General features: G+C 60.9%; 23 protein-coding genes and 2 pseudogenes. 12 read left to right on the top strand and 13 right to left on the bottom strand.

Annotation, left to right across the window (positions count from 1 at the left end; translation table 11 throughout):
• Position 1: 1 nt before the first annotated feature.
• Positions 2 to 799, top strand: a complete 798-nt coding sequence (locus tag KRX52_RS03420; RefSeq protein WP_217679758.1) for a CPBP family intramembrane glutamic endopeptidase — start codon at positions 2 to 4, stop codon at positions 797 to 799.
• Between the two features lie 74 nt (positions 800 to 873).
• On the opposite strand, the gene sutA is transcribed toward KRX52_RS03420, so the two are convergent.
• The 4 genes from sutA to glnK all read right to left on the bottom strand — a co-directional run bounded on the left by sutA (position 874) and on the right by glnK (position 4,456).
• Complete coding sequence (sutA, locus tag KRX52_RS03425) at positions 874 to 1,185, bottom strand: dormancy-specific transcriptional regulator SutA (protein ID WP_217679759.1); 312 nt, start codon at positions 1,183 to 1,185, stop codon at positions 874 to 876.
• 228 nt (positions 1,186 to 1,413) lie between these two features.
• Positions 1,414 to 2,667 carry an ammonium transporter gene (locus KRX52_RS03430; protein ID WP_217679760.1) on the bottom strand — a complete coding sequence of 418 codons (1,254 nt, stop codon included), beginning with the start codon at positions 2,665 to 2,667 and terminating at the stop codon, positions 1,414 to 1,416.
• Positions 2,668 to 2,739: 72 nt separating this feature from the next.
• A complete protein-coding gene (locus tag KRX52_RS03435; protein ID WP_217679761.1) occupies positions 2,740 to 4,059 on the bottom strand; it encodes an ammonium transporter in 1,320 nt (439 codons plus the stop codon).
• Between the two features lie 58 nt (positions 4,060 to 4,117).
• Entirely contained in the window at positions 4,118 to 4,456 is a 339-nt protein-coding gene (gene glnK / locus KRX52_RS03440; protein WP_217679762.1) for a P-II family nitrogen regulator, read from the bottom strand.
• 472 nt (positions 4,457 to 4,928) lie between these two features.
• Between glnK and KRX52_RS03445 the strand changes: the two genes are divergently transcribed.
• The 6 genes and pseudogenes from KRX52_RS03445 (at position 4,929) to KRX52_RS03470 (ending at position 9,483) form a co-directional block, all read left to right on the top strand.
• On the top strand, positions 4,929 to 5,189 hold the full coding sequence (locus KRX52_RS03445; RefSeq protein ID WP_217679763.1) for an accessory factor UbiK family protein: 261 nt from the start codon (positions 4,929 to 4,931) through the stop codon (positions 5,187 to 5,189).
• Between the two features lie 41 nt (positions 5,190 to 5,230).
• A pseudogene (locus KRX52_RS03450) lies at positions 5,231 to 6,247 on the top strand (YifB family Mg chelatase-like AAA ATPase); the annotation flags it as partial.
• A gap of 47 nt (positions 6,248 to 6,294) precedes the next feature.
• Positions 6,295 to 7,905 carry a recombinase family protein gene (locus KRX52_RS03455; RefSeq protein WP_217679764.1) on the top strand — a complete coding sequence of 537 codons (1,611 nt, stop codon included), beginning with the start codon at positions 6,295 to 6,297 and terminating at the stop codon, positions 7,903 to 7,905.
• Positions 7,906 to 7,938: 33 nt separating this feature from the next.
• Positions 7,939 to 8,292 (top strand): hypothetical protein, encoded by a 354-nt coding sequence (locus tag KRX52_RS03460; protein WP_217679765.1) that lies wholly within the window; start codon positions 7,939 to 7,941, stop codon positions 8,290 to 8,292.
• Positions 8,289 to 8,942: a hypothetical protein gene (locus KRX52_RS03465; protein WP_217679766.1), complete on the top strand. Its 654-nt coding sequence runs from the start codon at positions 8,289 to 8,291 to the stop codon at positions 8,940 to 8,942. The genes KRX52_RS03460 and KRX52_RS03465 overlap by 4 nt, the downstream gene beginning before the upstream one ends.
• A gap of 73 nt (positions 8,943 to 9,015) precedes the next feature.
• Positions 9,016 to 9,483, top strand: coding sequence for a hypothetical protein (locus tag KRX52_RS03470; RefSeq protein WP_217679767.1), 468 nt, complete (start codon positions 9,016 to 9,018; stop codon positions 9,481 to 9,483).
• A gap of 205 nt (positions 9,484 to 9,688) precedes the next feature.
• Here KRX52_RS03470 and KRX52_RS03475 read toward each other — a convergent pair whose 3' ends face one another.
• Complete coding sequence (locus tag KRX52_RS03475; protein ID WP_217679768.1) at positions 9,689 to 10,216, bottom strand: hypothetical protein; 528 nt, start codon at positions 10,214 to 10,216, stop codon at positions 9,689 to 9,691.
• 209 nt (positions 10,217 to 10,425) lie between these two features.
• Here KRX52_RS03475 and KRX52_RS03480 point away from each other — a divergent pair, with 209 nt between their 5' ends.
• On the top strand, positions 10,426 to 10,866 hold the full coding sequence (locus KRX52_RS03480) for a transposase (protein WP_217679769.1): 441 nt from the start codon (positions 10,426 to 10,428) through the stop codon (positions 10,864 to 10,866).
• A gap of 64 nt (positions 10,867 to 10,930) precedes the next feature.
• Here the strand turns inward: KRX52_RS03480 and KRX52_RS03485 are convergent, their stop codons facing one another.
• The gene (locus KRX52_RS03485) at positions 10,931 to 11,494 is read right to left on the bottom strand and encodes a recombinase family protein (RefSeq protein WP_217679770.1); all 564 of its coding nucleotides are present in this window, start codon (positions 11,492 to 11,494) and stop codon (positions 10,931 to 10,933) included.
• 370 nt (positions 11,495 to 11,864) lie between these two features.
• On the opposite strand from KRX52_RS03485, the gene KRX52_RS03490 reads away from it, so the two are divergent.
• From KRX52_RS03490 to rep, 3 genes and pseudogenes are all read left to right on the top strand, one after another.
• Entirely contained in the window at positions 11,865 to 12,302 is a 438-nt protein-coding gene (locus KRX52_RS03490) for a DUF4234 domain-containing protein (RefSeq protein WP_217679771.1), read from the top strand.
• A 297-nt stretch (positions 12,303 to 12,599) separates the two neighbouring features.
• Positions 12,600 to 13,094: pseudogene (locus KRX52_RS03495) on the top strand (magnesium chelatase subunit ChlI family protein); the annotation flags it as partial.
• Positions 13,095 to 13,282: 188 nt separating this feature from the next.
• The gene (gene rep, locus KRX52_RS03500) at positions 13,283 to 15,292 is read left to right on the top strand and encodes a DNA helicase Rep (RefSeq protein WP_217679773.1); all 2,010 of its coding nucleotides are present in this window, start codon (positions 13,283 to 13,285) and stop codon (positions 15,290 to 15,292) included.
• Positions 15,293 to 15,299: 7 nt separating this feature from the next.
• Here the strand turns inward: rep and KRX52_RS03505 are convergent, their stop codons facing one another.
• On the bottom strand, positions 15,300 to 15,725 hold the full coding sequence (locus tag KRX52_RS03505) for a group II truncated hemoglobin (protein WP_217679774.1): 426 nt from the start codon (positions 15,723 to 15,725) through the stop codon (positions 15,300 to 15,302).
• Between the two features lie 111 nt (positions 15,726 to 15,836).
• Between KRX52_RS03505 and KRX52_RS03510 the strand changes: the two genes are divergently transcribed.
• Positions 15,837 to 16,802 (top strand): class I SAM-dependent methyltransferase, encoded by a 966-nt coding sequence (locus KRX52_RS03510; protein ID WP_217679775.1) that lies wholly within the window; start codon positions 15,837 to 15,839, stop codon positions 16,800 to 16,802.
• Between the two features lie 72 nt (positions 16,803 to 16,874).
• Here KRX52_RS03510 and KRX52_RS03515 read toward each other — a convergent pair whose 3' ends face one another.
• From KRX52_RS03515 to KRX52_RS03540, 6 genes are all read right to left on the bottom strand, one after another.
• Positions 16,875 to 17,300 carry an arsenate reductase ArsC gene (locus KRX52_RS03515; protein ID WP_217679776.1) on the bottom strand — a complete coding sequence of 142 codons (426 nt, stop codon included), beginning with the start codon at positions 17,298 to 17,300 and terminating at the stop codon, positions 16,875 to 16,877.
• Between the two features lie 39 nt (positions 17,301 to 17,339).
• Complete coding sequence (locus KRX52_RS03520; RefSeq protein WP_217679777.1) at positions 17,340 to 18,269, bottom strand: cation diffusion facilitator family transporter; 930 nt, start codon at positions 18,267 to 18,269, stop codon at positions 17,340 to 17,342.
• 65 nt (positions 18,270 to 18,334) lie between these two features.
• A complete protein-coding gene (gene arsJ / locus KRX52_RS03525; RefSeq protein WP_217679778.1) occupies positions 18,335 to 19,564 on the bottom strand; it encodes an organoarsenical effux MFS transporter ArsJ in 1,230 nt (409 codons plus the stop codon).
• A gap of 247 nt (positions 19,565 to 19,811) precedes the next feature.
• Entirely contained in the window at positions 19,812 to 20,816 is a 1,005-nt protein-coding gene (locus KRX52_RS03530; protein ID WP_217679779.1) for an ArsJ-associated glyceraldehyde-3-phosphate dehydrogenase, read from the bottom strand.
• 26 nt (positions 20,817 to 20,842) lie between these two features.
• On the bottom strand, positions 20,843 to 21,340 hold the full coding sequence (locus KRX52_RS03535; RefSeq protein WP_217679780.1) for a phosphatase domain-containing putative toxin: 498 nt from the start codon (positions 21,338 to 21,340) through the stop codon (positions 20,843 to 20,845).
• Between the two features lie 61 nt (positions 21,341 to 21,401).
• Positions 21,402 to 21,758, bottom strand: coding sequence for a metalloregulator ArsR/SmtB family transcription factor (locus KRX52_RS03540; RefSeq protein ID WP_217679781.1), 357 nt, complete (start codon positions 21,756 to 21,758; stop codon positions 21,402 to 21,404).
• Positions 21,759 to 21,931: the final 173 nt, after the last annotated feature.

Raw genomic sequence — 21,931 nt, forward strand, 5'->3', positions numbered from 1 at the left:
AATGCGCGCCGCCGCCAGCCAGACACCCGGCGCAGTAACGCGCGCCGGTCGGTACCCCCTCCTGCTGCCGGCGCTGACGCTGCTCGTCGGACTGCTCGCCGGCGGCGTCCAGCTGCCGGGGCTGCTGCTCGGCGCGCTGTTCGTCCTCTGGGTACTGCATGGCCAGTCCTGCCTGCGCTACGGCCTGTGGCTGGGCGTCACCCTGGGCGCCGGCCTGGCGCTGGCCGGCCACCTGCTGCCCGGCTTCACCCCGCTGCCGCTGAGCGAGGCGCGGACGATCAGCGCGGATGCGGCGCCCTACGTCGTGCGCCTGCACTGGGACAAGCTGCTGCTGGGCGCCACCCTGCTGGCCTGGTGGTGGCGCCGACCGCGTCCGCCGCAGGCCCGCCCGCTGCCGGCCTGGCGCTGTGCGCTGGCCACCCTGCTGGCGGTGCCGGCGCTGGCGCTGGCCCTCGGCGTGGTGGCCTGGCAGCCGAAATGGCCGGCCGAGCTGGCCGTCTGGCTGGCGGTGAATCTCGCCGTCACCGCGCTGGCCGAGGAGCTGCTGTTTCGCGGCCTGCTGCAGGGCGCGCTGGTCGCCCGCCTCGGCGCCGCCCGCGGCATCGGCCTGGGCGCCGCGCTGTTCGGCCTGGCCCATGCGCCGTTCAGCCTGCCGTTCGCCCTGGTCGCCGGCGTGGCCGGGCTGGGCTATGGCTGGGTCCTGCAGCTGTCCGGACGGCTGTACGCCGCGCTGCTGCTGCATGGGGCGGTCAACCTGCTGCACTTCCTGCTGCTCAGCTACCCGCTGCGCTTGGGCTGAACGGCCAGCCGCCGCAGAAATGAAAAGGGCGACCCCGAGGGGTCGCCCTTGCGCCAGCCAGCGATCGAAAGCGATCAGATGGGGCGGCTGCCGTATTTGCTGTCCGGCTTTTTGGGCGGATCGGCAACCACGTTGGATTCGACTTCCTGCACCTTGCCGCCACGGGCCAGGAACTCTTCCATCGCCCGGGCCAGTGCATCGCGCTCTTTCTGCTTGGCCTCGATCGATGGCAGCTCTTCCGGCTCGGCTTCCTTCTTGCCCTTCTTGACTACCGGAGCGGCCACCTCGTCGTCCGCATCGCCGTCATCATCCGGCGCGGCACCCAGCTCCTCTTCAGCCTCCTCGGCACCTTCCAGCTCGTCTTGTTCCAGATCTTCGTCGCTCATGATGAAACCCCATGGTGCAGCAAAACAGGTTGGTTATGGCCCGGCAGCGTCGCGTGTCTGCGCCGCCGGTGCAAGCATTGATGGGCTCGCCACGGATGCCGCCGAGCGGCACGGGCAGGCAAGGCTGATAGCCCATTCGCGCGCATTCTAGCGCGGCGCCAGAAAAAGCAAAGGGCGCCTGACGGCGCCCCATGCATTCAAGCAGATACTTTGCGCAACGCCAGCCGCTCAGCTCTTGCGGGTGAACTCCGGATAGGCCTCCATGCCGCACTCGGCGATGTCCACGCCGGCGTACTCGTCCTCGGCATCCACCCGCAGGCCCATGACCGCCTTGAGGATGGCCCAGACGATCAGGCTGGCGATGAACACCCAGGTGAAGATGCAGACGATGCCGAGCAGCTGGGCGGTGAAGCTGCCGCTGGCGTTGCTCAGCGGCACGGCGAGCAGGCCCCAGATGCCGCCCAGGCCATGCACCGCAATGGCGCCCACCGGATCGTCGATCTTCAGCTTGTCCAGCAGCAGCACGCCGCCCACCACCAGCACGCCGCCCACCGCGCCGATCAGCACCGCCGTCAGCGCCGCCGGGGTCACCGGCTCCGCGGTGATCGACACCAGTCCGGCCAGGGCGCCGTTGAGCGCCATGGTCAGGTCGGCCTTGCCGAACAGCAGGCGCGCGACGACCAGCGCCGCCAGCAGACCTCCAGCGGCGGCCATGTTGGTGTTGAGGAACGCCGCGGCCACGGCGTTGGCGTCGGCGATGCTGCTGATCTTCAGCTGCGAGCCGCCGTTGAAGCCGAACCAGCCGAACCACAGGATCAGCGCACCGAGGGTGGCCAGCGGCAGGTTGGCGCCGGGAATGGCGTTGACCTGGCCGTTGCTGCCGTACTTGCCGCGCCGCGCGCCGAGCATCAGCACGCCGGCCAGTGCCGCGGTGGCGCCGCACAGGTGCACCACGCCGGAACCGGCGAAGTCGAGGAAGCCGGCCTGGTTGAGGAAGCCCGAACCCCATTTCCAGTAACCCTGTACCGGGTAGATGAAGCCGGTCATCACCACCGCGAAGGCGAGGAAGGCCCACAGCTTCATGCGCTCGGCCACCGCGCCGGAAACGATCGACATGGCCGTGGCGACGAACACCACCTGGAAGAAGAAGTCGGCCCGTTTGGAGAAGGCCGGCGCGTCGTCGCCACCGGCGGCGACCAGCTCCGCCGCATGCTCGGCGCCGATCAGCCAGCCCAGGCTCGGCAGGATGCCGCCCTCCGGGCTGGAGTACATGATGTGGTAGCCGACCAGCAGGTACATCACGCAGGCCACGCCGTAGAGGATGACGTTCTTGGTGAGGATCTCGGTGGTGTTCTTCGAGCGCACCAGACCGGACTCGAGCATCGCGAAGCCGGCCGCCATCCACATCACCAGGGCGCCGCAGATCAACAGGTAGAAGGTGTCGAGGGCGTAGTGCAGGGGGATCAGAGCATTGGTGTCCATGGAAAAATCCTTGTGCCAAGGGCGCGTTGCACGCCTCGGTCGCGGGCGCCCACACGGGCGCCCGCCACGTCCTTACAGGTTGTAGCCGCGCTCGTTGTGCTCGGCGAGATCGAGGCCGACGCTCTCGGTTTCCTCGCTGACCCGCAGGCCCATCAGCAGATCGAGCACCTTGAGGATCACGAAGGTGACGATGGCGGTGTAGACCACGGTGAAGGCCACGCCCTTGAACTGGGTGAACAGCTGGGCGCCGATGTCTTCCACGGTGCCGAAGCCACCCAGGGCCGGTGCGGCGAACACGCCGGTCAGCAGGGCGCCGACGATGCCGCCGACGCCGTGCACGCCGAAGGCGTCCAGCGAGTCGTCATAGCCCAGCTTGCGCTTGAGGCTGGTGGCGCAGAAGAAGCAGATCAGACCCGAGGCCAGACCGATCACCAGGGCGCCCATCGGGCCGGCGGTACCGGCGGCCGGGGTGATCGCGACCAGGCCGGCGACCACGCCGGAGGCGATGCCCAGGGCGCTGGGTTTGCCGTGGGTGACCCACTCGGCGAACATCCAGGCCAGGGCGGCGGCGGCGGTGGCGATCTGGGTGACCAGCATGGCCATGCCGGCGGTGCCGTTGGCGGCGATCGCCGAGCCGGCGTTGAAGCCGAACCAGCCGACCCACAGCATGGCGGCACCGATCAGGGTGTAGCCGAGGTTGTGCGGCGCCATGTGGGTGGTCGGGTAGCCCTTGCGCTTGCCCAGCACGATGCAGGCCACCAGGCCGGCGATACCGGCGTTGATGTGCACCACGGTGCCGCCGGCGAAGTCGAGCACGCCCCAGTCCCACATCAGGCCGCCGTTGCCGGCCCAGACCATGTGCGCGATCGGTGCGTAGACCAGGGTGAACCACACGGCCATGAAGATCAGCATGGCGGAGAACTTCATGCGCTCGGCGAAGGCGCCGACGATCAGTGCCGGGGTGATGATGGCGAAGGTCATCTGGAAGGTGATGAACACGCTTTCCGGGAAGGCGCCGATCAGGCTGGTGGGGGTCAGGCCGCTGAGGAAGGCCTTGGACAGCCCGCCGACGAAGGAATTGAAGTTGACGACCCCCTGCTCCATGCCGGTGGTGTCGAAGGCCAGGCTGTAGCCGTAGACGACCCACAGCACGCTGATCAGGCCGGTGATGGCGAAGCACTGCATCATCACCGAAAGGAGGTTCTTGGCGCGGACCATGCCGCCGTAGAACAGCGCCAGGCCGGGAATGGTCATCAGCAACACCAGCACGGTAGCCGTCAGCATCCATGCGGTATCGCCACTGTTGAGGGTCACTTCGTCGGCAGCCAGGGCCAAGCCTGGGCTGGCGAGAGACAACAGGGCTCCTAGCCCTGCGATTTTGCGCAGAGTCATTGTGTTACTCCTGGGGCGTGGGGGTTCGGTGGAGTAGTTGTAGGTAGTGCGGCGCGGTTTAGATCGCGTCGGTGCCGGTTTCGCCGGTACGGATGCGGATCGCCTGCTCCAGGCTGACCACGAAGATCTTGCCGTCGCCGATCTTGCCGGTGTTGGCCGCCTTGGTGATGGCGTCGATGACCGCGTCCAGCTGATCGTCGGCGATCGCCACCTCGATCTTCACTTTCGGCAGGAAATCGACCACGTATTCAGCACCGCGGTACAGCTCGGTGTGCCCCTTCTGCCGGCCGAAGCCCTTGACCTCGGTAACGGTGATGCCCTGTACGCCGATTTCCGACAGCGACTCGCGCACGTCGTCGAGCTTGAACGGCTTGATGATGGCAGTGACTAGCTTCATGAAAGTTTCTCCCGTAATGGTGAACTTGCCCCAGGAACAACGAACCCACGACAAGTCTAAGCGCAGAATCCAGCATTTGTAACGCGCCGCCGCGAGGGCGACGCCTGCAATTCGAGGCCGGCCGGCGAACGCTGGAAAAGCGCTGCGCTGCTTCCCCTCCGTCGCACCGCCGTGGCACTCCGGCACCAGCAGTGCAGTCCGTGCAGAAAGCTTGCCAGCTTTTCACAAATGCCTGTTTTTCAGTGATTTACGCTGGATCGTCGGTTTTGCCGGCAAAATGCACGGCCGACACGCACCATTGCAGTGCAGACCGTCCATCTGCTTGCGCAAAAAATGAGCTGCCATACGCCGCCACGCGCCGCCCACGCACCAGTAATGGGCGGACCTGCCGGCACAGCGTGCAGGCCCGCTGGCGCAGGTCCGAGCATGCATTCTGCTAGACTGGCGCCCTCTGTTTTTAGGGAATACCGCCATGCTGCCGCCCAAAGCCGTCCTCGACCTCCTCGCCAGCCAGGCCAGCCGACTGTTCGGTGCCGATTCGCCCTTGCCGCGCAGCGAGCTGGAAAGCCAGTTCAAGGCCCTGCTGTCGAGCGCCTTCGGCAAGCTGGATCTGGTCGGCCGCGACGAATTCGACGCGCAGATGGCGGTCCTCGCCCGCACCCGCGCCCGCCTGGAAGCCCTCGAGGCCCGGGTGGCCGAACTGGAAGCCCGCCTGGAAGCGCCGCACGCATAAGGCGCAGCGCTTCCTGCGGGACACTTGATCAAGGAGCGATCATGTCCCTCGCCATCGTCCACAGCCGCGCCCAGCTCGGCCTCGACGCCCCTGCCGTCAGCGTCGAGGCGCACCTGGCCAACGGCCTGCCATCGCTGACCCTGGTCGGCCTGCCGGAAACCGCCGTGCGCGAGAGCAAGGACCGCGTGCGCAGCGCGATTCAGAGCTGCGGCTTCGAGTTCCCCAACCGGCGCATCACCCTCAACCTGGCGCCGGCCGACCTGCCCAAGGACGGCGGCCGCTTCGACCTGGCCATCGCCCTCGGCCTGCTCGCCGCCAGCGGCCAGCTGCCCGCCGCCAGCCTCGAACCGCTCGAGTGCCTCGGCGAGCTGGCCCTGTCCGGCGCCCTGCGTCCGCTCAAGGGCGTGCTGCCGGCGGCGCTGGCCGCCCGCGCCGCCGGGCGCGCCCTGCTGGTGCCGCGCGCCAATGCCGAGGAAGCCTGCCTGGCCGCCGGCCTCACCGTGTACGCCGCCGACCACCTGCTCGAAGTGGTCGCCCACCTCGCCGGGCACACCCCGCTCGCCCCCTGGCTGGCCCGCGGCCTGCCGGCGCCGGCCGCCGCGCCGGGCGACATCGCCGAGGTGCAGGGCCAACTGGCCGCCAAGCGCGCCCTGCTGGTGGCCGCCGCCGGCCGCCACAACCTGCTGCTCAGCGGTGCGCCGGGCACCGGCAAGACCCTGCTGGCCAGCCGCCTGCCCGGCCTGCTGCCGCCTCTGACCGAGGCCGAGGCACTGGAGGTCGCCGCCATCCACTCGGTGGCCGGCCTCGCGCCGCTTACCGGCTGGCCGCCGCGGCCGTTCCGCCAGCCGCACCACAGCGCCTCCGGCCCGGCACTGGTCGGCGGCGGCAGCCGGCCGCAACCGGGCGAGATCACCCTGGCCCATCACGGCGTGCTGTTTCTCGACGAGCTGCCGGAGTTTTCGCGCAGCGTGCTGGAGGTGCTGCGCCAGCCGCTGGAGAGCGGCGAGATCGTCATTGCCCGCGCCCGCGACAAGCTGCGCTTTCCGGCACGCTTCCAGCAAGATGCTATCTTATGATGAATCACTGACCAGAATGCCCCACAGCCATGCCTCAAGCCATTTCATACACTCGTTTCTCCTCAATACTCCAATCTAAAGGCTCCTCTAAAGAGAGACAGAAGGAGCTAATTTCAAACTGGCTTGATAACCATCCAGAGTACTCACTATCACCCCTATCAGCGGATGACCACGGGCGATCAGGGTATAGCGGTGAACACCTAAAACATGGCCTAGGATCAATCCTAGAAGCAATTAAAAACAACAAAATAAAATCCAAAGATGTAATTCTCATTGAGGCACTAGATCGTCTTGGAAGGCTTGAGACTTTAGAAATGCTCAGCCTAACCACAAGCATAATCAACTCAGGAGTGGCAATCATCACTCTAGAGGACCAAAATGAGTACTCACAAGAGACAACAAGAAATAACGCAAACCTACTCTATATCCTTCTCGGCAAAATCCAACAAGCACATGACTATTCTGATCGTCTATCAAAAAGAATAAAAGCTGCATACAGATCAAAGCTAACCAAAGCCCGCGCCGGCCAAAAAATCAGAATAATAACCCCGCTCTGGCTTAACACAGATGGCTCGCTCAGAGAAAAAGAATCATCTGCTGTTTTAGCATGCATAGATCTTTACTTGCGAGGCCATGGTACAAGAAGCATTTTGCTAACTTTGATGGATGCCCATCCCTGCCTAAGAACAGTGCATCCATCAACATTAAAAAGATGGTTTAAAAACAGAGCCTTGATTGGCGAATGGCAAGGTACGCAGCCGTTCAACCCGCTTATTGATAAATCCACCTTCTATAAGCTTCAAAATGAATTAGCAAGACGCTCTAAAAACATGTCGCCCGAGCAAACATATGACCTATCTGGAATTGTAGTCTGCGAAAAATGCGGATCTCGATACTATTATCGAAGAAAACTACACAATGGGAATACCATAATATACGGGAATTGCTCTACGTATTTGAAGCGCGGAAAGCCTTACTGCGAAAATAACAAAACAATGCCCTACGAGGTGCTGCTATTTGCATTCAATCAAACTTACTCAAACCATCTATGGATGGCTGCTGTAGCAGACGCCATCAGTAATACAGCAGAAAAAGTTGAAGCACTAAAATCAGAAAGAATAGAAATATCAGCATCAATAAAAAATATCACAACCAACCTCGAAAGGTTCCCAGAGCAGCCAGAGTTCGTTGAGCGACTCGAACACCTCAACCAGAAAAGAGAATCGCTAAACAAAAAAATACTTGACCTAGAATCTGGAATGACAGAAACATCAGAATCTTACTCCATTATTGAATTCATAGAGCACCTGGAAAAAGACAGCGATCAGGCAATGGAGATTTGGGGGAAAAGGTCAACCCTACTTAATGACCCAACAATGTTAAGAGAGGCTCTTAAAAGAGTTGATTACAAAATCAAGGTGGACGGCGCAATAATTAAAGAACCTAATGGCTCACAATTTGAGCTAATAAGAAGATCGCAATCACACAAGCGCTATATTATTAACTGCACTTACAAGAACCCTAATCAGGAGCTTTCGCCAACAACATGGGCAGCCATCAGCAGAACTGGCCACCCAGTGGAGGGTGCTACAGAGGCTACACTTTACACCAATCTAGCAGAAAGCTATCTTTATGATTAACCCATACTTGGCAGACACCCTATGTGCACTCAAATGAGCGAAAAAATAATTTGGAACGGCGAAAAATTCGATTTAATTAGAATCCCCAAGCTAGCCAAAAACCCCAAAATAAAATTCACGGGAGACTTTTCATACCTCTCTACTGGATGTTATAGAGGCTATGTAGGAACATGGGAAATAAAAGACAATAGTCTCTTTTTGAATGAAATATCAGGAATTTACGAGAAAACAACAGAAGAGCAAATATTTGCAAACTGGGTAAGCGGAGAGTTCATCATCAACCAATTAGATATAAAGCAAAAAACAACTCTCAGACACAGGATAAGCATAGAATCAGGGGAAGTTAAAAATATAACCACAACCTCCGGAAAAATAGAATACCAATGACAATGATCAAGTCATTCAAGCATTCCACCACCACTGACCCTGTAGAATTGCGAAGGGCAAATGAGTCCATGCTGGATATTCTGCAGGCGCTAGCAACAAGAAAAATACCCAGTGCAACTTACACCATGAATGATCTCGAAAGGTATCTTTTGTCACTAATTAAAGGACAGGAAAAAACACCAGAATGTACAACCTTTGGAAGCTGGAGCGCGGCCCCCAAAAGCGATGGAATGCCTGCAGATGCTCGCGTGGAATTCATCTACATCCCTACGTACATCGCAACATCCACTCTATCCATAGCGCTTCTTGAGCACCCAATAACAACTTTGCTGATACCTGGCTACCTTATCGCCTTAATAAATGGCTTGGTTTTTTGCACTGGACGCGAACTCAGAGGTCATGGGTGCGATGTAGATATCGGGGCAATTGACGCAATTAACATCTTATCCCTTGGCAAAATCCCACTCCTACTAGATCAAAATCCAAACTACTGCCCACGCCTGAAGAAAATCCTACATCAAGCAACGCGCGATATGGCTGAAAAGTTAAACACTGGAGATTATTTTTCCGACTTAGAAAGTGATTACGCCATCAAACTAAAATCAACGCTTGAATCGTTCCGCCTTGGAGGTTTATCATTAAGCAATTAACGAGATGTCATTGATATAAAATAGTAAAAATCACTCCCCTTGCTAAATTAGCTCAAAAATACAGGTAAGCCATATGGACTTGGAATTTGTCGTCCGGATCAGTGCCAGACACATCCCCCTCACCACATATAAAAAAATAAGTCACGTTATTGCTTGGCAAATAGAAAACAAATTGAGCTCCCCGTTTCGCAAGCCGGAATTTCGGGATAACCTCGGCATTGGCATGGCTCCGTCATTCTCCCACACAAACTTTCCTTCGCACACTTCAGAGTTCGAGAATGGTAGCGATTGCCAGTTTTTCACAAATCTATCAAGGGAGCTTTACAGAGAGCATGATTTCAGCCTTGGCGAAATCAGAGTTCTCGATAACATTCTGGGGATTGCAAGCATTGAATTCAATAGATTAGCCGATCAATTAAGCGGTTTTAGTTCAAGGTTTTTTATTTACCCTGAAGTCGTTGAGATAATTTTAGATTCATCTCCAAATGTTCCAGACATTGATGGAGCACAGGTTTTTTGGGGTCAATCAGACTTTGGCTAACCCACAAGACAGCTATCAAAACCACCAAGTGTTGAGCTATTTTCGCATGGCAGTGAGGGCGTATGAATTCCGCACTCACTCCACCACGCTATATGCATCCTGAAGGCGATTGAGCGTCAAGGCAGCGACCAAGAGGAATCATCATAAATATGGCGCAACTACAGACAGGACAGGACAAATAAATTAACAATCGCTCCTCCCATTCTTAGAAAGAAAACCTTCTTCCAGACTTGTTAAAAAGATCCCATTGCATAGCATCTTGCTCAGCGCAACCAATCTGCTTCGAAATGTAACTCAACGCTCCATCTTGATTGTCAATTTTCTTAAACCAGCTCTTGTCATCCGGGCAGGATTTTCGGAGTGAAGCGGTTCTGCTATCAACCCCCTCCCATGTCATTCTAATTAATTCTTTCAGCTCACCTTCAGATAATTCATTTTGCACCCCCTCTCGAAGCCTACTTGCTGGATCTTCAATTGCAATGTGAACATGATAGCAACCGCCTAAGTGCCGCTCGATTGAAGGAACACATATAATTGCCTTCTGCGATCTCTTTCCAAATATACTTACATTAAGCCTCTTAATGAATTTACCTAAAATCAGGTTTGCAGTCCCCTTGCATCTCAACTCATTAAAATTCAACGTTACAAGGTACTTCAAATCTAAATCCTTGGCGAACTCTACCGCTCCCCGCCTGATTTCCCTAAAAACACGCTCATCAAACTTGTACTCCATACTTCCTCAACTTAATTTAGACAATACTTAACCAAGGCACCTCCTTTGAGACACCTTGCGTCCTTACCGTTAAATTAGGTGTGACCCACAGAAAATCGCCTATAGCGTTAGGTTCTGTCTGATTTCTCAGTGTTCGCCAGTAAGGTGTTGCTTTATGATTATTTATTAAGGATTATTGCCTTTTGCCTCTTATGTCTGGAGAAACATTTTTGAGAAAGCACTATTCCCCTCAAGTTAAGAAACGCTTGGTTCTGGAAGTAGTTGCGCTAGAGGACGAGGGGCTAAACACTGCGGAAGCTTGCGTGCGTCTGGGGTTAAGTCGGGCAAATTTCTATCGATGGAGGGGGCTGATCGCAGAGACGATAAAGGGGGGGGCAGGGAAAATAGCGCCGAAAAGTAAACGTCCAAAAATCCTGGCCAGACAGACGCCTAATGAGTTTAAAAATCGTATTGTGGAAATGGCTCTCTCGGGGATTTTTAAAAGTGCAAATGCAATCTCTAAAGAACTTCATAATGAGCGTGTGATCCATCCTGGCACGGTCATTAAAATTCTGGAGGAGGCAGGTTTGTATGGAGTGCAAGAGGTTAGAGATTCGAAGGGGGATCTTGTGAAGAAGAAACGTGGAATAATACGGCAGCAGGGTTCGTAGAGATTTTGCTCGGTTGAGTGGGCGGCCGAGTAGCTAGATCTTTTGAGCTATCACGGGATTGTGGTCATTTGTTCCATAGACGTTTGACGGTGGAAAGACTGACTGTAAGTTCCTTTGCTACCTGACTCTGAGACTTCCCATCAGCCCTCAATGCCTTAACTTTTGCTTCACTAGTAGCGGCTGGACGCCCCAGAACCTTGCCAGATGCTTTTGCACGCTCAAGCCCTGCCTGAGTGCGTTCGATCAGCAGATCACGCTCAAACTCAGCGACAGAGGCAATAACAGCCATTGTCATTCTGCCTGCTGGGCTGGTGAGATCAACGCCACCCAGGGCGAGACAGTGAACCTTGATACCACGATCCGCCAACAGCTCCACAGTGGCGCGAACATCCATTGCATTTCGTCCTAGACGGTCTAGCTTCGTCACCACCAGCACATCGGTAGCTTCCATACGTTCCAACAGCTTGTTGAAGCCCGCGCGTTCTGACGCAGGAACAGAGCCGGATACTGTTTCTTCGATTACACGCTGGCGCTGAAGGTCGAAGCCAGCAGCCTTGAGCTCTTGGACTTGGTTTTCAGTGGTTTGGCCGATGGTGCTGACTCGGCAGTAAGCGAAGGTACGGGACATGGGAAAGGGTTTAGTGTCAATAAGGTGGTTCCATTATATGACCTGTGCTCACAATGGCAATCCCTATTTTATGGCACCAAATCTTGACCTGTTTAGGGCGGTGTCAGATACGGTCTATTTTGATCTCTACCTCACCCCCCTGATCAAGCCTAATAGAGCTTCAAAGAGGACTTTGAGCTGGCACGTCAGGATCTTCAAGAAATTCCACTGAAAAGTCTCAACACAAGATTTACTTATTGCCCTATACCGACCTCGTTGATTGTTGGATCGGCGCTATATAGCAAATAACCGCCCTATTGTTTTTGATTTATGGTTCACTTAGAATAAAGATGACATTTTTGTCTAGCAACAAACCATGGAGAGCGTCACAATGGAAAAAACATCTGACCTTAAAGATGCTATTAATCAAAAAACAATTACTCAAGTTTTTCTGGGCCTTGCGAGCTTTGGAGTGTACTCCCTTATGTGGATGTACAAATACACACCTATAATTGAAAAGATAACCAAGAGAGAAATTTCAAATGAAGGTTTTTTGATTTCGATTGCTGTGGCTTATGGTCTCGGTGGATTTATGGCTGATACGCAAGCTTATGGCAAGGCAGCCATTCTTAGCGTTGCTTGTTTAGTCGCCAGTGTCGTGTGGGCGTTCAATGCTAAAAAGGCTCTCGAGAATTATAGTCTCGAAGTACACAAAATCGACCTAAAGTTAAACCCAATTTATACCGCGTTATTTACATTGTTCTACATTAACTATTGCATTAATGATCTTCCAGAGGCTGAGAGGAAGAAAATCATTCTTAACTCGTAGGGTTATTGGCCAACATGGCCTGAGGGTTAAACTTACTTGAGCAGAAGCACTCTCGCAGGGTAGGAAATAATTCCCTGCGAGAGTTCACCCTGGAAAACAACGCACAAAGACAAATTTGAAATATAAATTAGACTGTATTTTGTATTTGCGTAGTTGATTCTTTTTGATTTTGCAGGCTACTTTCACTTATAAAATATGCCATGTGGATTGTGGCGAGGCTTTAGTCATAAAGGCCGGAAGTGAGCTGCTTGTAGTAGCGTTAACTTTCCGGTGAGAATAGTGATTCATCAAAGGCTTGCATCTTACCAGTTGGTGGCGGCGATGAACCCCTGCCCGTGCGGCTACCTCGGCGATGTCGAGCAGCGTTGCCGCTGCACCCCGGAGCAGGTGCAGCGCTACCGCGCGCGGCTGTCCGGGCCGCTGCTCGACCGCATCGACCTGCACCTGCAGGTGCGCCGCGAACCGACCCGCCTGCACGCCGCCAGCGAGGGCCCGGACAGCGCCGCTCTGGCGCAGCAGGTCGCCGCCGCCCAGCAGCGCCAGCTCGACCGTCAGGGCTGCGCCAACGCCCACCTCGACCTGCCCAGCCTGCGCCAGCACTGCCCGCTGGGCGACGCCGACCGCCTGTGGCTGGAGAGCGCCGGCGAGCGCCTGCGCCTGTCGCTGCGCGCCCTGCACCGGGTGCTCAAGGTGGCGCGCACCCTCGCCGATCTCGAAGGCCGGGAGCAGATCGAGCGCGCCCAGCTGGCCGAAGCCCTGCAGTACCGCGCACCGGGCGAAGGCCCGGCGTAGGGTAGGAAACTGCCGAAGGCAGTTCCCACCATCGAACACCGTCGCGGTGGACAATCGCTGCGCGAGTTTTCCACGGGGTGGCCATCCACCCTACGCCCTACGCCCGCCCCTCGGTCGCCCTGCCCCTGCCCGCGCCGGACCAGCCTGCTAAACTGCCGCCTCCTTCGCAGCCAGACACCCCTGCCCGCATGTCCCGACTCAATCCCCGCCAGCAGGAAGCCGTCCACTACATCAGCGGCCCGCTGCTGGTGCTGGCCGGCGCCGGTTCCGGCAAGACCAGCGTGATCACCCGCAAGATCGCCTACCTCATCCAGCAGTGCGGCATCACCGCCCGCCACATAGTCGCGGTGACCTTCACCAACAAGGCGGCGCGGGAGATGAAGGAGCGCGTCGGCCACCTGCTGCGCGGCAAGGAGGGTGCCGGCCTGACGGTGTCGACCTTCCACAACCTCGGCCTCAACATCATCCGCAAGGAGCACGCCCACCTCGGCTACAAGCCGGGCTTCTCGATCTTCGACGAGAGCGACGTCAAGGCGCTGCTCGCCGACATCATGCAGAAGGAATACCAGGGCGACGACGGCGTCGACGAGATCAAGAACCTGATCGGCGCCTGGAAGAACGACCTGATCCTCCCCGAGCAGGCCCTGGAGCAGGCGCGCAACCCGCGCGAGCAGACCGCCGCCATCGTCTACCTGCACTACCAGCGCACCCTCAAGGCCTACAACGCGGTCGACTTCGACGACCTGATCCTGCAGCCGGTCAAGCTGTTCCAGGAGCACCCCGAGGTGCTGCAGAAGTGGCGCAACCGGGTGCGCTACATGCTGGTCGACGAATACCAGGACACCAACGCCAGCCAGTACCTCTTGGTGAAACTGCTGGTAACCGAGCGCGCGCAGTTCACCGTGGTCGGTGACGACGACCAGTCGATCTACGCCTGGCGCGGCGCGCGGCCGGAAAACCTGATGCTGCTCAAGGACGACTTCCCCAGCCTCAAGGTGGTGATGCTCGAGCAGAACTACCGCTCGACCAGCCGCATCCTCAAGTGCGCCAACGTGCTGATCGCCAACAACCCGCACGTGTTCGAGAAGCAGCTGTGGAGCGAGATGGGTCACGGCGACGAGATTCGGGTGATCCGCTGCAAGAACGAGGATGCCGAGTGCGAGCGCATCGCCATGGAGATCCTCACCCAGCACCTGCGCACCGACCGCCCGTACAGCGAGTTCGCCATCCTCTACCGCGGCAACTACCAGGCCAAGCTGATGGAGCTGAAGCTGCAGCACCACCAGATTCCCTACCGCCTGTCCGGCGGCACCAGCTTCTTCGCCCGCCAGGAAGTGAAGGACCTGATGAGCTACTTCCGCCTGCTGGTCAACCCGGACGACGACAACGCCTTCCTGCGGGTGATCAACGTGCCGCGCCGCGAGATCGGCTCGGCCACCCTGGAGAAGCTCGGCAACTACGCCACCGCGCGCAAGATCAGCATGTACGAGGCCAGCGACGAGATCGGCCTGCGCGAGCACCTCGACGCCCGCTACTGCGAGCGCCTGGCGCGCTTCAAGCACTTCCTCGACCGGGTGCGCCGCGAGTGCGCGCAGGACGACCCGATCGCCGCCCTGCGCGGGATGATCGCCGACATCGACTACGAGAACTGGCTGCGCGAGAACAGCTCCACCGACAAGGCCGCCGACTACCGGATGAGCAACGTCTGGTTCCTCCTCGAGGCGTTGAAGAACACCCTGGAGAAGGACGAGGACGGCGACATGACCATCGAGCAGGCCATCGCCAAGCTGGTACTGCGCGACATGCTCGAACGCCAGCAGGAAGAGGAAGACGGCGCCGAGGGCGTGCAGATGATGACCCTGCACGCCTCCAAGGGCCTGGAGTTCCCCTCGGTGTTCATCATGGGCATGGAGGAGGAAATCCTCCCGCACCGCTCGAGCATCGAGGCCGACACCGTCGAGGAGGAACGCCGCCTGGCCTACGTCGGCATCACCCGCGCCAAGCAGAACCTCGCCATCACCTTCGCTGCCAAGCGCAAGCAGTACGGCGAGGTGATCGACTGCGCGCCGAGCCGCTTCCTCGACGAGCTGCCCCGGGAAGACCTGCAGTGGGAAGGCCTGGAGGACACCCCGGTGGAGGTCAAGGCGGTGCGCGGCAACAGCGCGCTGGCGGACATCCGCGCGCTGCTCAAGCGCTGAGGCGCGCTCAGGGCTGGCCGTGGCGCGCGCGGCTGGCCTGGACGATGCGCTCGGCGGGCACGCGCAGCTGGCGCAGCAGGTATTCGGCGAACTCCGGGGCGTAGTCCTGGCGGGCGATGGCCTGGGCCATGCAGTCCAGCCAGGCGGTACTGCCGGCCGCGTCGATCGGCCACTGCGCATGGAAGGACGGGATCACGATGGCGCCGTACTTCTCGGCGAACAGCTTCGGCCCGCCCAGCCAGCCGCTGAGAAAGCACGCCAGCTTGTCGCGCGAGGCGTCGAGACTCTCGGGGTGCATGCGCCGCAGGTCGGCGGCGGCGGGCGACTCGTCCATGATCCGGTAGAAGTCGTCGACCAGCCGGCGCAGGCCGTCGATACCGCCGGCGGCCTGGTAGGAGGCGTCGCCGACGCCATAGGTGGGGGTGCTGCTCACGGGGCGCTCTCACTGGATACGGAAAAGCACATCTTAGCCGGAAAGGATTTTGTCCTCAGCCGCGCGACTCACCGCTTAAAATGCGCCATCACCGATCACTGACGACTAGCCATGAATGCCGATGCCATAGCCACCCTGCAGCAGCAGGTCATTGCCGCCCTGGGCGCCGTACCCGACGAGACCCGGCGCCTGTTCCACGGCCGCGGGCGGCGCTGGCCGGGGCTCGAGCATGTCACCGTGGACTGGCTGCAGGGCGTGCTGCTGGTGGCGCTGTTCCGCGAGCCGGAGGCGGCGGAACTGGCCATGCTCAAGCAGATGCTCACGGCCCTGAGCCAAACCGCCGAGTGGCGGCACAGCCAGGCGCACAGCCTGTTGCTGCAACACCGCTACCAGCTGGACAGCCGCACGGAATGGCTGCTGGGCGATGAGGTGAACGACTGGCTGATCAGCGAGGATGGCCTGCGCTTCAAGCTGGATCTGGGCAAGAAGCAGAATACCGGCCTGTTCCTCGACATGCGCTATGGCCGGCGCTGGGTACGGGAGCAGGCCGCGGGCAAGCGCGTGCTCAACCTGTTTGCCTACACCTGCGCTTTTTCGGTGGCGGCGCTTGCCGGTGGCGCCGAGCAGGTGGTCAATCTGGACATGGCCAAGGCCGCCCTGAACCGCGGGCGCGACAATCACCGGCTGAACCAGCAGGACCTCGGCCAGGTCAGCTTCCTGGGCCACGAGCTGTTCAAGTCGTGGAGCAAGGTGAAGAAGTACGGCCCCTACGACCTGATCATCATCGACCCGCCGTCGTTCCAGAAGGGCAGCTTTGCCCTGACCAAGGACTATCAGAAGATCCTGCGCCGCCTGCCCGACCTGCTCACCGCGCAAGGGGTGGTGCTGGCCTGCATCAACGATCCGGCCATCGGTCCCGACTTCCTGATCGACGGCATGGCCAGCGAGGCGCCGAGCCTGACCTTCGAGAAGCGCCTGGAAAACCAGCCCGAGTTTGCCGACATCGATCCGGACGCCGGGCTGAAGGCCATGGTGTTCAAGCACAACGCCCTCGCTGCCGCCAGTCCGGGCGCGTAGCCGCGCAGCGCGGCCGGGCAGCCCGCGGCTGCGCTGGCGACTCGCCAAGCAGCGGCGGGACGACCGCGCCCGTCAGTCCGCCAACCCGGCCAGCCAGGACTCCAGTTGGCGCTGGATCTCGTCGCGCGCCTGGCGATAGGCCGCCTGGCGCTCGGCCGGCGTCCCCGTCGCCGCCGCAGGGTCGCTGCCGCGCCAGTGCAGCGTATGGCCATCGCGCGGGAAGTCCAGGCAGCTGCTGTCCAGCTTGTCATCGAGGATCACCACGTAGTCGAACTGGGTGTCCTCGTAATCGTTGAGGCCCTTGCTGCGCTGCTCGGCAATGGCGATCCCGGCCTCCTGCATGACGCTCACCGTCAGCGGATCCAGCGGCCGCGGCTCGATCCCGGCACTGTACGCCTCGAAACGCGCGCCGCCGCGGGCCCGCAGCAGGCCCTCGGCCATCTGCGAGCGGTCGGCGTTGCCCTCGCACAGGAACAACACTCGAATGGGCTGATGCATACCTGCGTCCTCTCTTCCCGGTGACTAAAATCCAGCGCCTCAGCCGGCGGCTGGACGGGCGCAACTCAGCGGACAACCGGCATCGCGCTCCAGTTGCAGGGTGGCATGGTCGATGCCGAAATGCTCGTGCAGCTCGCGGGCGATGCGCTGCAGGAATTCGTCGCTGTCCGGCAGCGTGGCCATGGCCATGTGCGCGGTGAGCGCCACCTCGGCGGTGCTCAGCGCCCACACGTGCAGGTCGTGCACGTCGCAGGTGCCGGGCAGCGCCAGCAGATACTGGCGCACCGCCGGCAGGTCGACCTGCTCCGGCACGCCGTCGAACAACAGGTGCAGCGACTGGCGGAACAGCGACCAGGTGCCGAGCACGATGACCACGGCAATCGCCAGACCGACCACGGGGTCGATCCAGTGCCAGCCCTGCCACAGGTACAGCGCGCCGGCCAGCACCACGCCGACCGAGACCAGCGCATCGGCCGCCATGTGCAGGAAGGCGCCACGCAGGTTGAGATCGCTGCGGCTGCCGGAGAAGAACAACGCGGCGGTGATCGCGTTGACCAGCACGCCAATGCCGGCCACCAGCATCACCACCTCGCCGGTGATCGCCGCCGGCTGGCTCAGGCGCTGGATCGACTCCCAGCCCAGCGAGCCCATGGCCACCAGCAGGATCGAGGCGTTGACGAAGCTGGCGAGGATCGAGCCGCGCCGCCAGCCGTAGGTATGCCGGTCGCTGGGGCGCAGGCGGGTGGCCGCCATGGCCGCCCAGGCGAGGAGCAGTCCGCCGACGTCGCTGAGGTTGTGCCCGGCATCGGCGAGCAGGGCCAGCGAGTTCACCTGCCAGCCATAGAAGGCCTCGACCAGCACGAAGCCGAGGTTCAGGGCGATGCCGAAGGCAAAGGCGCGATCGTAGCGCGGCGTCCCGTGCACATGCTGGTGGTGGTGTTCTGCGTGGTGGTGATGCGCATGCGCCATGTGCCGCCTCCTCCCCCGCACGCCCGGCAGTGGCGCGCGCGGTCAATCCCTTCGCTCATTATCGTTCAGGATGCCTGAGTCGCCCCGGCATGTCGCGGCAGGGCCATGGAAATCAGCGCGGCCAGCAGCACGAAAGCGCTGGACACCCACAGGCAGGCCTCGAGGCCCCAGGCCTGGAACACCCAGCCGGACAGCAGGGTGCCGAGCAGCCGGCCGAGGGCGTTGGACATGTAGTAGAAACCCACGTCCAGCGACACGCCGTCCTCCTTGGCATAGCTGACGATCAGGTAGCTGTGCAGCGACGAGTTGATGGCGAACAGCGCGCCGAACAGCAGCAGGCCGCCGACCAGCACCGTCTGCGCCGGCAGCTCGCGGCCCAGGCCGAGGGCGATGGCCGCCGGCAGCCCGGCCAGCAGCAGCGCCCAGACGAACGCGGCGCGGCCATCCGGCAGCTTGCCGCTGCGCTTGCCGGTGAAGTACGGGGCGAACGACTGCACGCAGCCGTAGCCGATCACCCATACGGCGAGGAAGCCGCCGACCTGCCAGAAGTCCCAGCCGAAGCGGCTGGCCAGGTACACCGGCAGGGCCACCACGAACCACACGTCGCGGGCGCCGAACAAAAACAAGCGCGCGGCGGACAGGATGTTGATCGCCCGGCTCTTCGACAGCAGGTCGCGGAACTTCGGCTTGCTCTTCGCCTTGCCGAGATCCTTCTTCAGCGTCGCCAGGCTGGCCAGCCAGATCAGCGCCAGCACGGCGGCCATGGCCAGCACTGCAGCGGTGAAGCCGAGCCAGGCCAGCAGCGCGCCGCCGAGGAAGAAGCCGACGCCCTTGAGCGCGTTCTTCGAGCCGGTCAGCAGCGCCACCCACTGGTACAGGGTGCCCTGCTGGCCGTCCGCCACCAGCAGCTTGATCGAGCTCTTGGCGCTCATCTTGTTGAGGTCCTTGGCGATGCCGGACAGCGCCTGCGCCGCCATCACCCAGGGCACCGTGAGCATGGCCGCCGGCACGCTGAGCATCAGCAGCGCCGCCACCTGCAGGCCGAGGCCGATGTTCATGGTGCGGTTGAGGCCCAGCTGGGCACCCAGCCAGCCGCCGACCAGGTTGGTGACCACGCTGAAGATCTCGTAGAACAGGAACAGCGCGGCGATCTGCAGCGGGCTGTAGCCCAGGCCGTGGAAATGCAGCACCACCAGCATGCGCAGGGCGCCGTCGGTGAGGGTGAAGGCCCAGTAGTTGCCGGTGACCAGCAGGTACTGGCGGATTTCGGGGGACAGTCGGGTGAGAGCGTGCATGGGTGGACCTGGTGGATGAGGTCGTTGAGTGGGCGCCGGCACTGGCGCGGCGCCGTAATCGTCGGGTGGAAAACCGCGCAGCGTTTTCCACCCGCGTGCAACCCGCCGGCACCCATGGCGGAAAAGACCTGCGGTCGTTTTCCACCCTACGCGGCTACGTGGCTCCTACGAGGCCGAGAGCCTCCTGCGGGCCTGCCTTGCCCCTCTCCCGCTTGCGGGAGAGGGGCCGGGAGTGAGAGCCTGCGGCTCAGCCGGCCAGGCCGACCTTGCGCGCCAGCTCCACGGTGCGGTTGGCGTAGCCCCACTCGTTGTCGTACCAGGCGTAGACCTTCACCTGGGTGCCGTTGACCACCAGGGTCGACAGCGCGTCGATGATCGACGAGCGCGGGTCGGTGCGGTAGTCGATGGACACCAGCGGACGCTCCTCGTAGCCGAGGATGCCCTTGAGCGGACCGTCGGCGGCGGCCTTGAGCAGGACGTTGACCTCCTCCACGCTGGTCGCCCGCTCGACCTCGAACACGCAGTCGGTCAGCGAGGCGTTGGCCAGCGGCACGCGCACCGCGTGGCCGTTCAGCTTGCCGCGCAGCTCGGGGAAGATCTCGGCGATGGCGGTGGCCGAACCGGTGCTGGTCGGGATCAGGCTCATCAGCGAGGCGCGGGCGCGGCGCAGGTCGGTGTGCGGCTGGTCGAGCAGGCTCTGGGTGTTGGTCAGGTCGTGGATGGTGGTGATCGAGCCGTGGCGGATGCCCAGCGCCTCGTGGAGCACCTTGACCACCGGGGCCAGGCAGTTGGTGGTGCAGGAGGCGGCGGTGACGATGCGGTGGCGGGCCGGGTCGAACAGCTGGTCGTTGACGCCCATGACGATGTTGAGCGCGCCGGCTTCCTTGACCGGCGCGCTGACCACCACGCGCTTGACGCCCTGGTCGAGATAGGCCTGCAGCACGGCGACGGTCTTCATCTTGCCGCTGGCCTCGATCACCAGATCGCAGCCCGACCAGTCGGTGTCGGCGATGGCCTTGTTGTGGCTGACCTTGATGCGCCGGCCCTCGATGACGATGCAGTCGCCCTCGCTGCCCGCCTCATGCTGCCAGCGGCCGTGCACCGAGTCGAAGTTGAGCAGGTGGGCGTGGGTCGCCGCGTCGGCGGCCGGGTCGTTGATCTGCACGAACTCCAGCTCCGGCCAGCCCCAGGCCGCGCGCAGGGCCAGACGCCCGATGCGGCCGAAGCCGTTGATGCCTACCTTGATGGTCATGGTCTCGTTCTCTTCCCGGTGGAGGTTTATGCGGCGTCGAACTGGGCGAGCCAGGCGACATGCGCCGGATGCTGGATGGCCTTGGGCCGCAGCACCTGGACCAGGGCGACGGCATCGGCGCGCGGCAGCCCGCGGTCGATGAGGATGCGCGCGGCGATCAGCCCGGTGCGCCCGGAGCCGCCCTTGCAGTGGATGGCGATGCTGCGGCCCTCGTCGAGCAGCGCGCGGATGCGTTCCTGCGCCTGCGTCCAGGCGGTGGCGAAGTCGTCCAGCGGCACCTGCTCGTCGGCCACCGGCAGGTGGAACCACTCCAGGTGGCGCGCGGCGCATAGCGCCGGCAGCTCGCCAGCCTGGTTCAGGTGCAGTTCCTCGCCCGGCATCAGGGTGATCAGCGCCTCGGCGCCGGCCGCCTGCAGGGTATCCAGCGCACTGGCGAGGCTGCTGTCCTTGCTGCCGGGGCAGGGGGTGAAGATCAGCCGGCCAAGGCAGCCGGGCACGCCGAGGATGTCGTAGGGATGTTGCACGATAGCGCTTCCTTGAGTTTGCCTTGGGCCCGGTCATCGGCCGGGGCCGTCGTTCGTCCCGTCAGCAGCAGGCGGCGCTGCGGGCGGGGCGCTCGCCCATCGCGGCCAGGCGGCGGGTTTCCGGGCTCAGCCAATGCCGGTTGGAATCGAGCATCAGCTTGAGCAGGTCATGCACCCAGTCCGGCAGGTCGGGATGCAGGCGGTAGTACACCCACTGACCCTGACGGCGGTCGGCGAGCAGGCCGCTGCTGCGCAGCTGCGCCAGGTGGCGGGAAATCTTCGGCTGGTTCTCGCCGAGGGCGCAGACCAGCTCGCACACGCACAGCTCGCCCTCGCGGGCGATCAACAGGGCGATGCGCGCACGGATTTCGTCAGCCAGACTCTTGCAGACCAGCGGCGGCGTCAGGTGTTCGGGCATCGTCGTGCTCCCAGGCAGGACAGGGACGAAAAACATATGCCAAAACGCATATCTAGTAAAGACAGGCATGCCGATGGCTGATCGGGATCAGATGACCATGGCTTTTCAATGCCGGCACTGAATATTCGATTTCCCATATGTTAAGGTTCAGGCAGATTCTGCTGCAGGCCCGG

The sequence above is a fragment of the Geopseudomonas aromaticivorans genome (assembly GCF_019097855.1).
In the GTDB taxonomy this organism is placed as follows: domain Bacteria; phylum Pseudomonadota; class Gammaproteobacteria; order Pseudomonadales; family Pseudomonadaceae; genus Geopseudomonas; species Geopseudomonas aromaticivorans.

Bases quoted from the DNA above. Each gene is read 5' to 3' on its own strand.
- KRX52_RS03420 (WP_217679758.1), top strand. From the start codon at position 2: ATGCGCGCCGCCGCCAGCCAGACACCCGGCGCAGTAACGCGCGCCGGT.
- sutA (WP_217679759.1), bottom strand. From the start codon at position 1,185: ATGAGCGACGAAGATCTGGAACAAGACGAGCTGGAAGGTGCCGAGGAG.
- KRX52_RS03430 (WP_217679760.1), bottom strand. From the start codon at position 2,667: ATGGACACCAATGCTCTGATCCCCCTGCACTACGCCCTCGACACCTTC.
- KRX52_RS03435 (WP_217679761.1), bottom strand. From the start codon at position 4,059: ATGACTCTGCGCAAAATCGCAGGGCTAGGAGCCCTGTTGTCTCTCGCC.
- glnK (WP_217679762.1), bottom strand. From the start codon at position 4,456: ATGAAGCTAGTCACTGCCATCATCAAGCCGTTCAAGCTCGACGACGTG.
- KRX52_RS03445 (WP_217679763.1), top strand. From the start codon at position 4,929: ATGCTGCCGCCCAAAGCCGTCCTCGACCTCCTCGCCAGCCAGGCCAGC.
- KRX52_RS03455 (WP_217679764.1), top strand. From the start codon at position 6,295: ATGCCTCAAGCCATTTCATACACTCGTTTCTCCTCAATACTCCAATCT.
- KRX52_RS03460 (WP_217679765.1), top strand. From the start codon at position 7,939: ATGAGCGAAAAAATAATTTGGAACGGCGAAAAATTCGATTTAATTAGA.
- KRX52_RS03465 (WP_217679766.1), top strand. From the start codon at position 8,289: ATGACAATGATCAAGTCATTCAAGCATTCCACCACCACTGACCCTGTA.
- KRX52_RS03470 (WP_217679767.1), top strand. From the start codon at position 9,016: ATGGACTTGGAATTTGTCGTCCGGATCAGTGCCAGACACATCCCCCTC.
- KRX52_RS03475 (WP_217679768.1), bottom strand. From the start codon at position 10,216: ATGGAGTACAAGTTTGATGAGCGTGTTTTTAGGGAAATCAGGCGGGGA.
- KRX52_RS03485 (WP_217679770.1), bottom strand. From the start codon at position 11,494: ATGTCCCGTACCTTCGCTTACTGCCGAGTCAGCACCATCGGCCAAACC.
- KRX52_RS03490 (WP_217679771.1), top strand. From the start codon at position 11,865: ATGGAAAAAACATCTGACCTTAAAGATGCTATTAATCAAAAAACAATT.
- rep (WP_217679773.1), top strand. From the start codon at position 13,283: ATGTCCCGACTCAATCCCCGCCAGCAGGAAGCCGTCCACTACATCAGC.
- KRX52_RS03510 (WP_217679775.1), top strand. From the start codon at position 15,837: ATGAATGCCGATGCCATAGCCACCCTGCAGCAGCAGGTCATTGCCGCC.
- KRX52_RS03515 (WP_217679776.1), bottom strand. From the start codon at position 17,300: ATGCATCAGCCCATTCGAGTGTTGTTCCTGTGCGAGGGCAACGCCGAC.
- KRX52_RS03520 (WP_217679777.1), bottom strand. From the start codon at position 18,269: ATGGCGCATGCGCATCACCACCACGCAGAACACCACCACCAGCATGTG.
- arsJ (WP_217679778.1), bottom strand. From the start codon at position 19,564: ATGCACGCTCTCACCCGACTGTCCCCCGAAATCCGCCAGTACCTGCTG.
- KRX52_RS03530 (WP_217679779.1), bottom strand. From the start codon at position 20,816: ATGACCATCAAGGTAGGCATCAACGGCTTCGGCCGCATCGGGCGTCTG.
- KRX52_RS03540 (WP_217679781.1), bottom strand. From the start codon at position 21,758: ATGCCCGAACACCTGACGCCGCCGCTGGTCTGCAAGAGTCTGGCTGAC.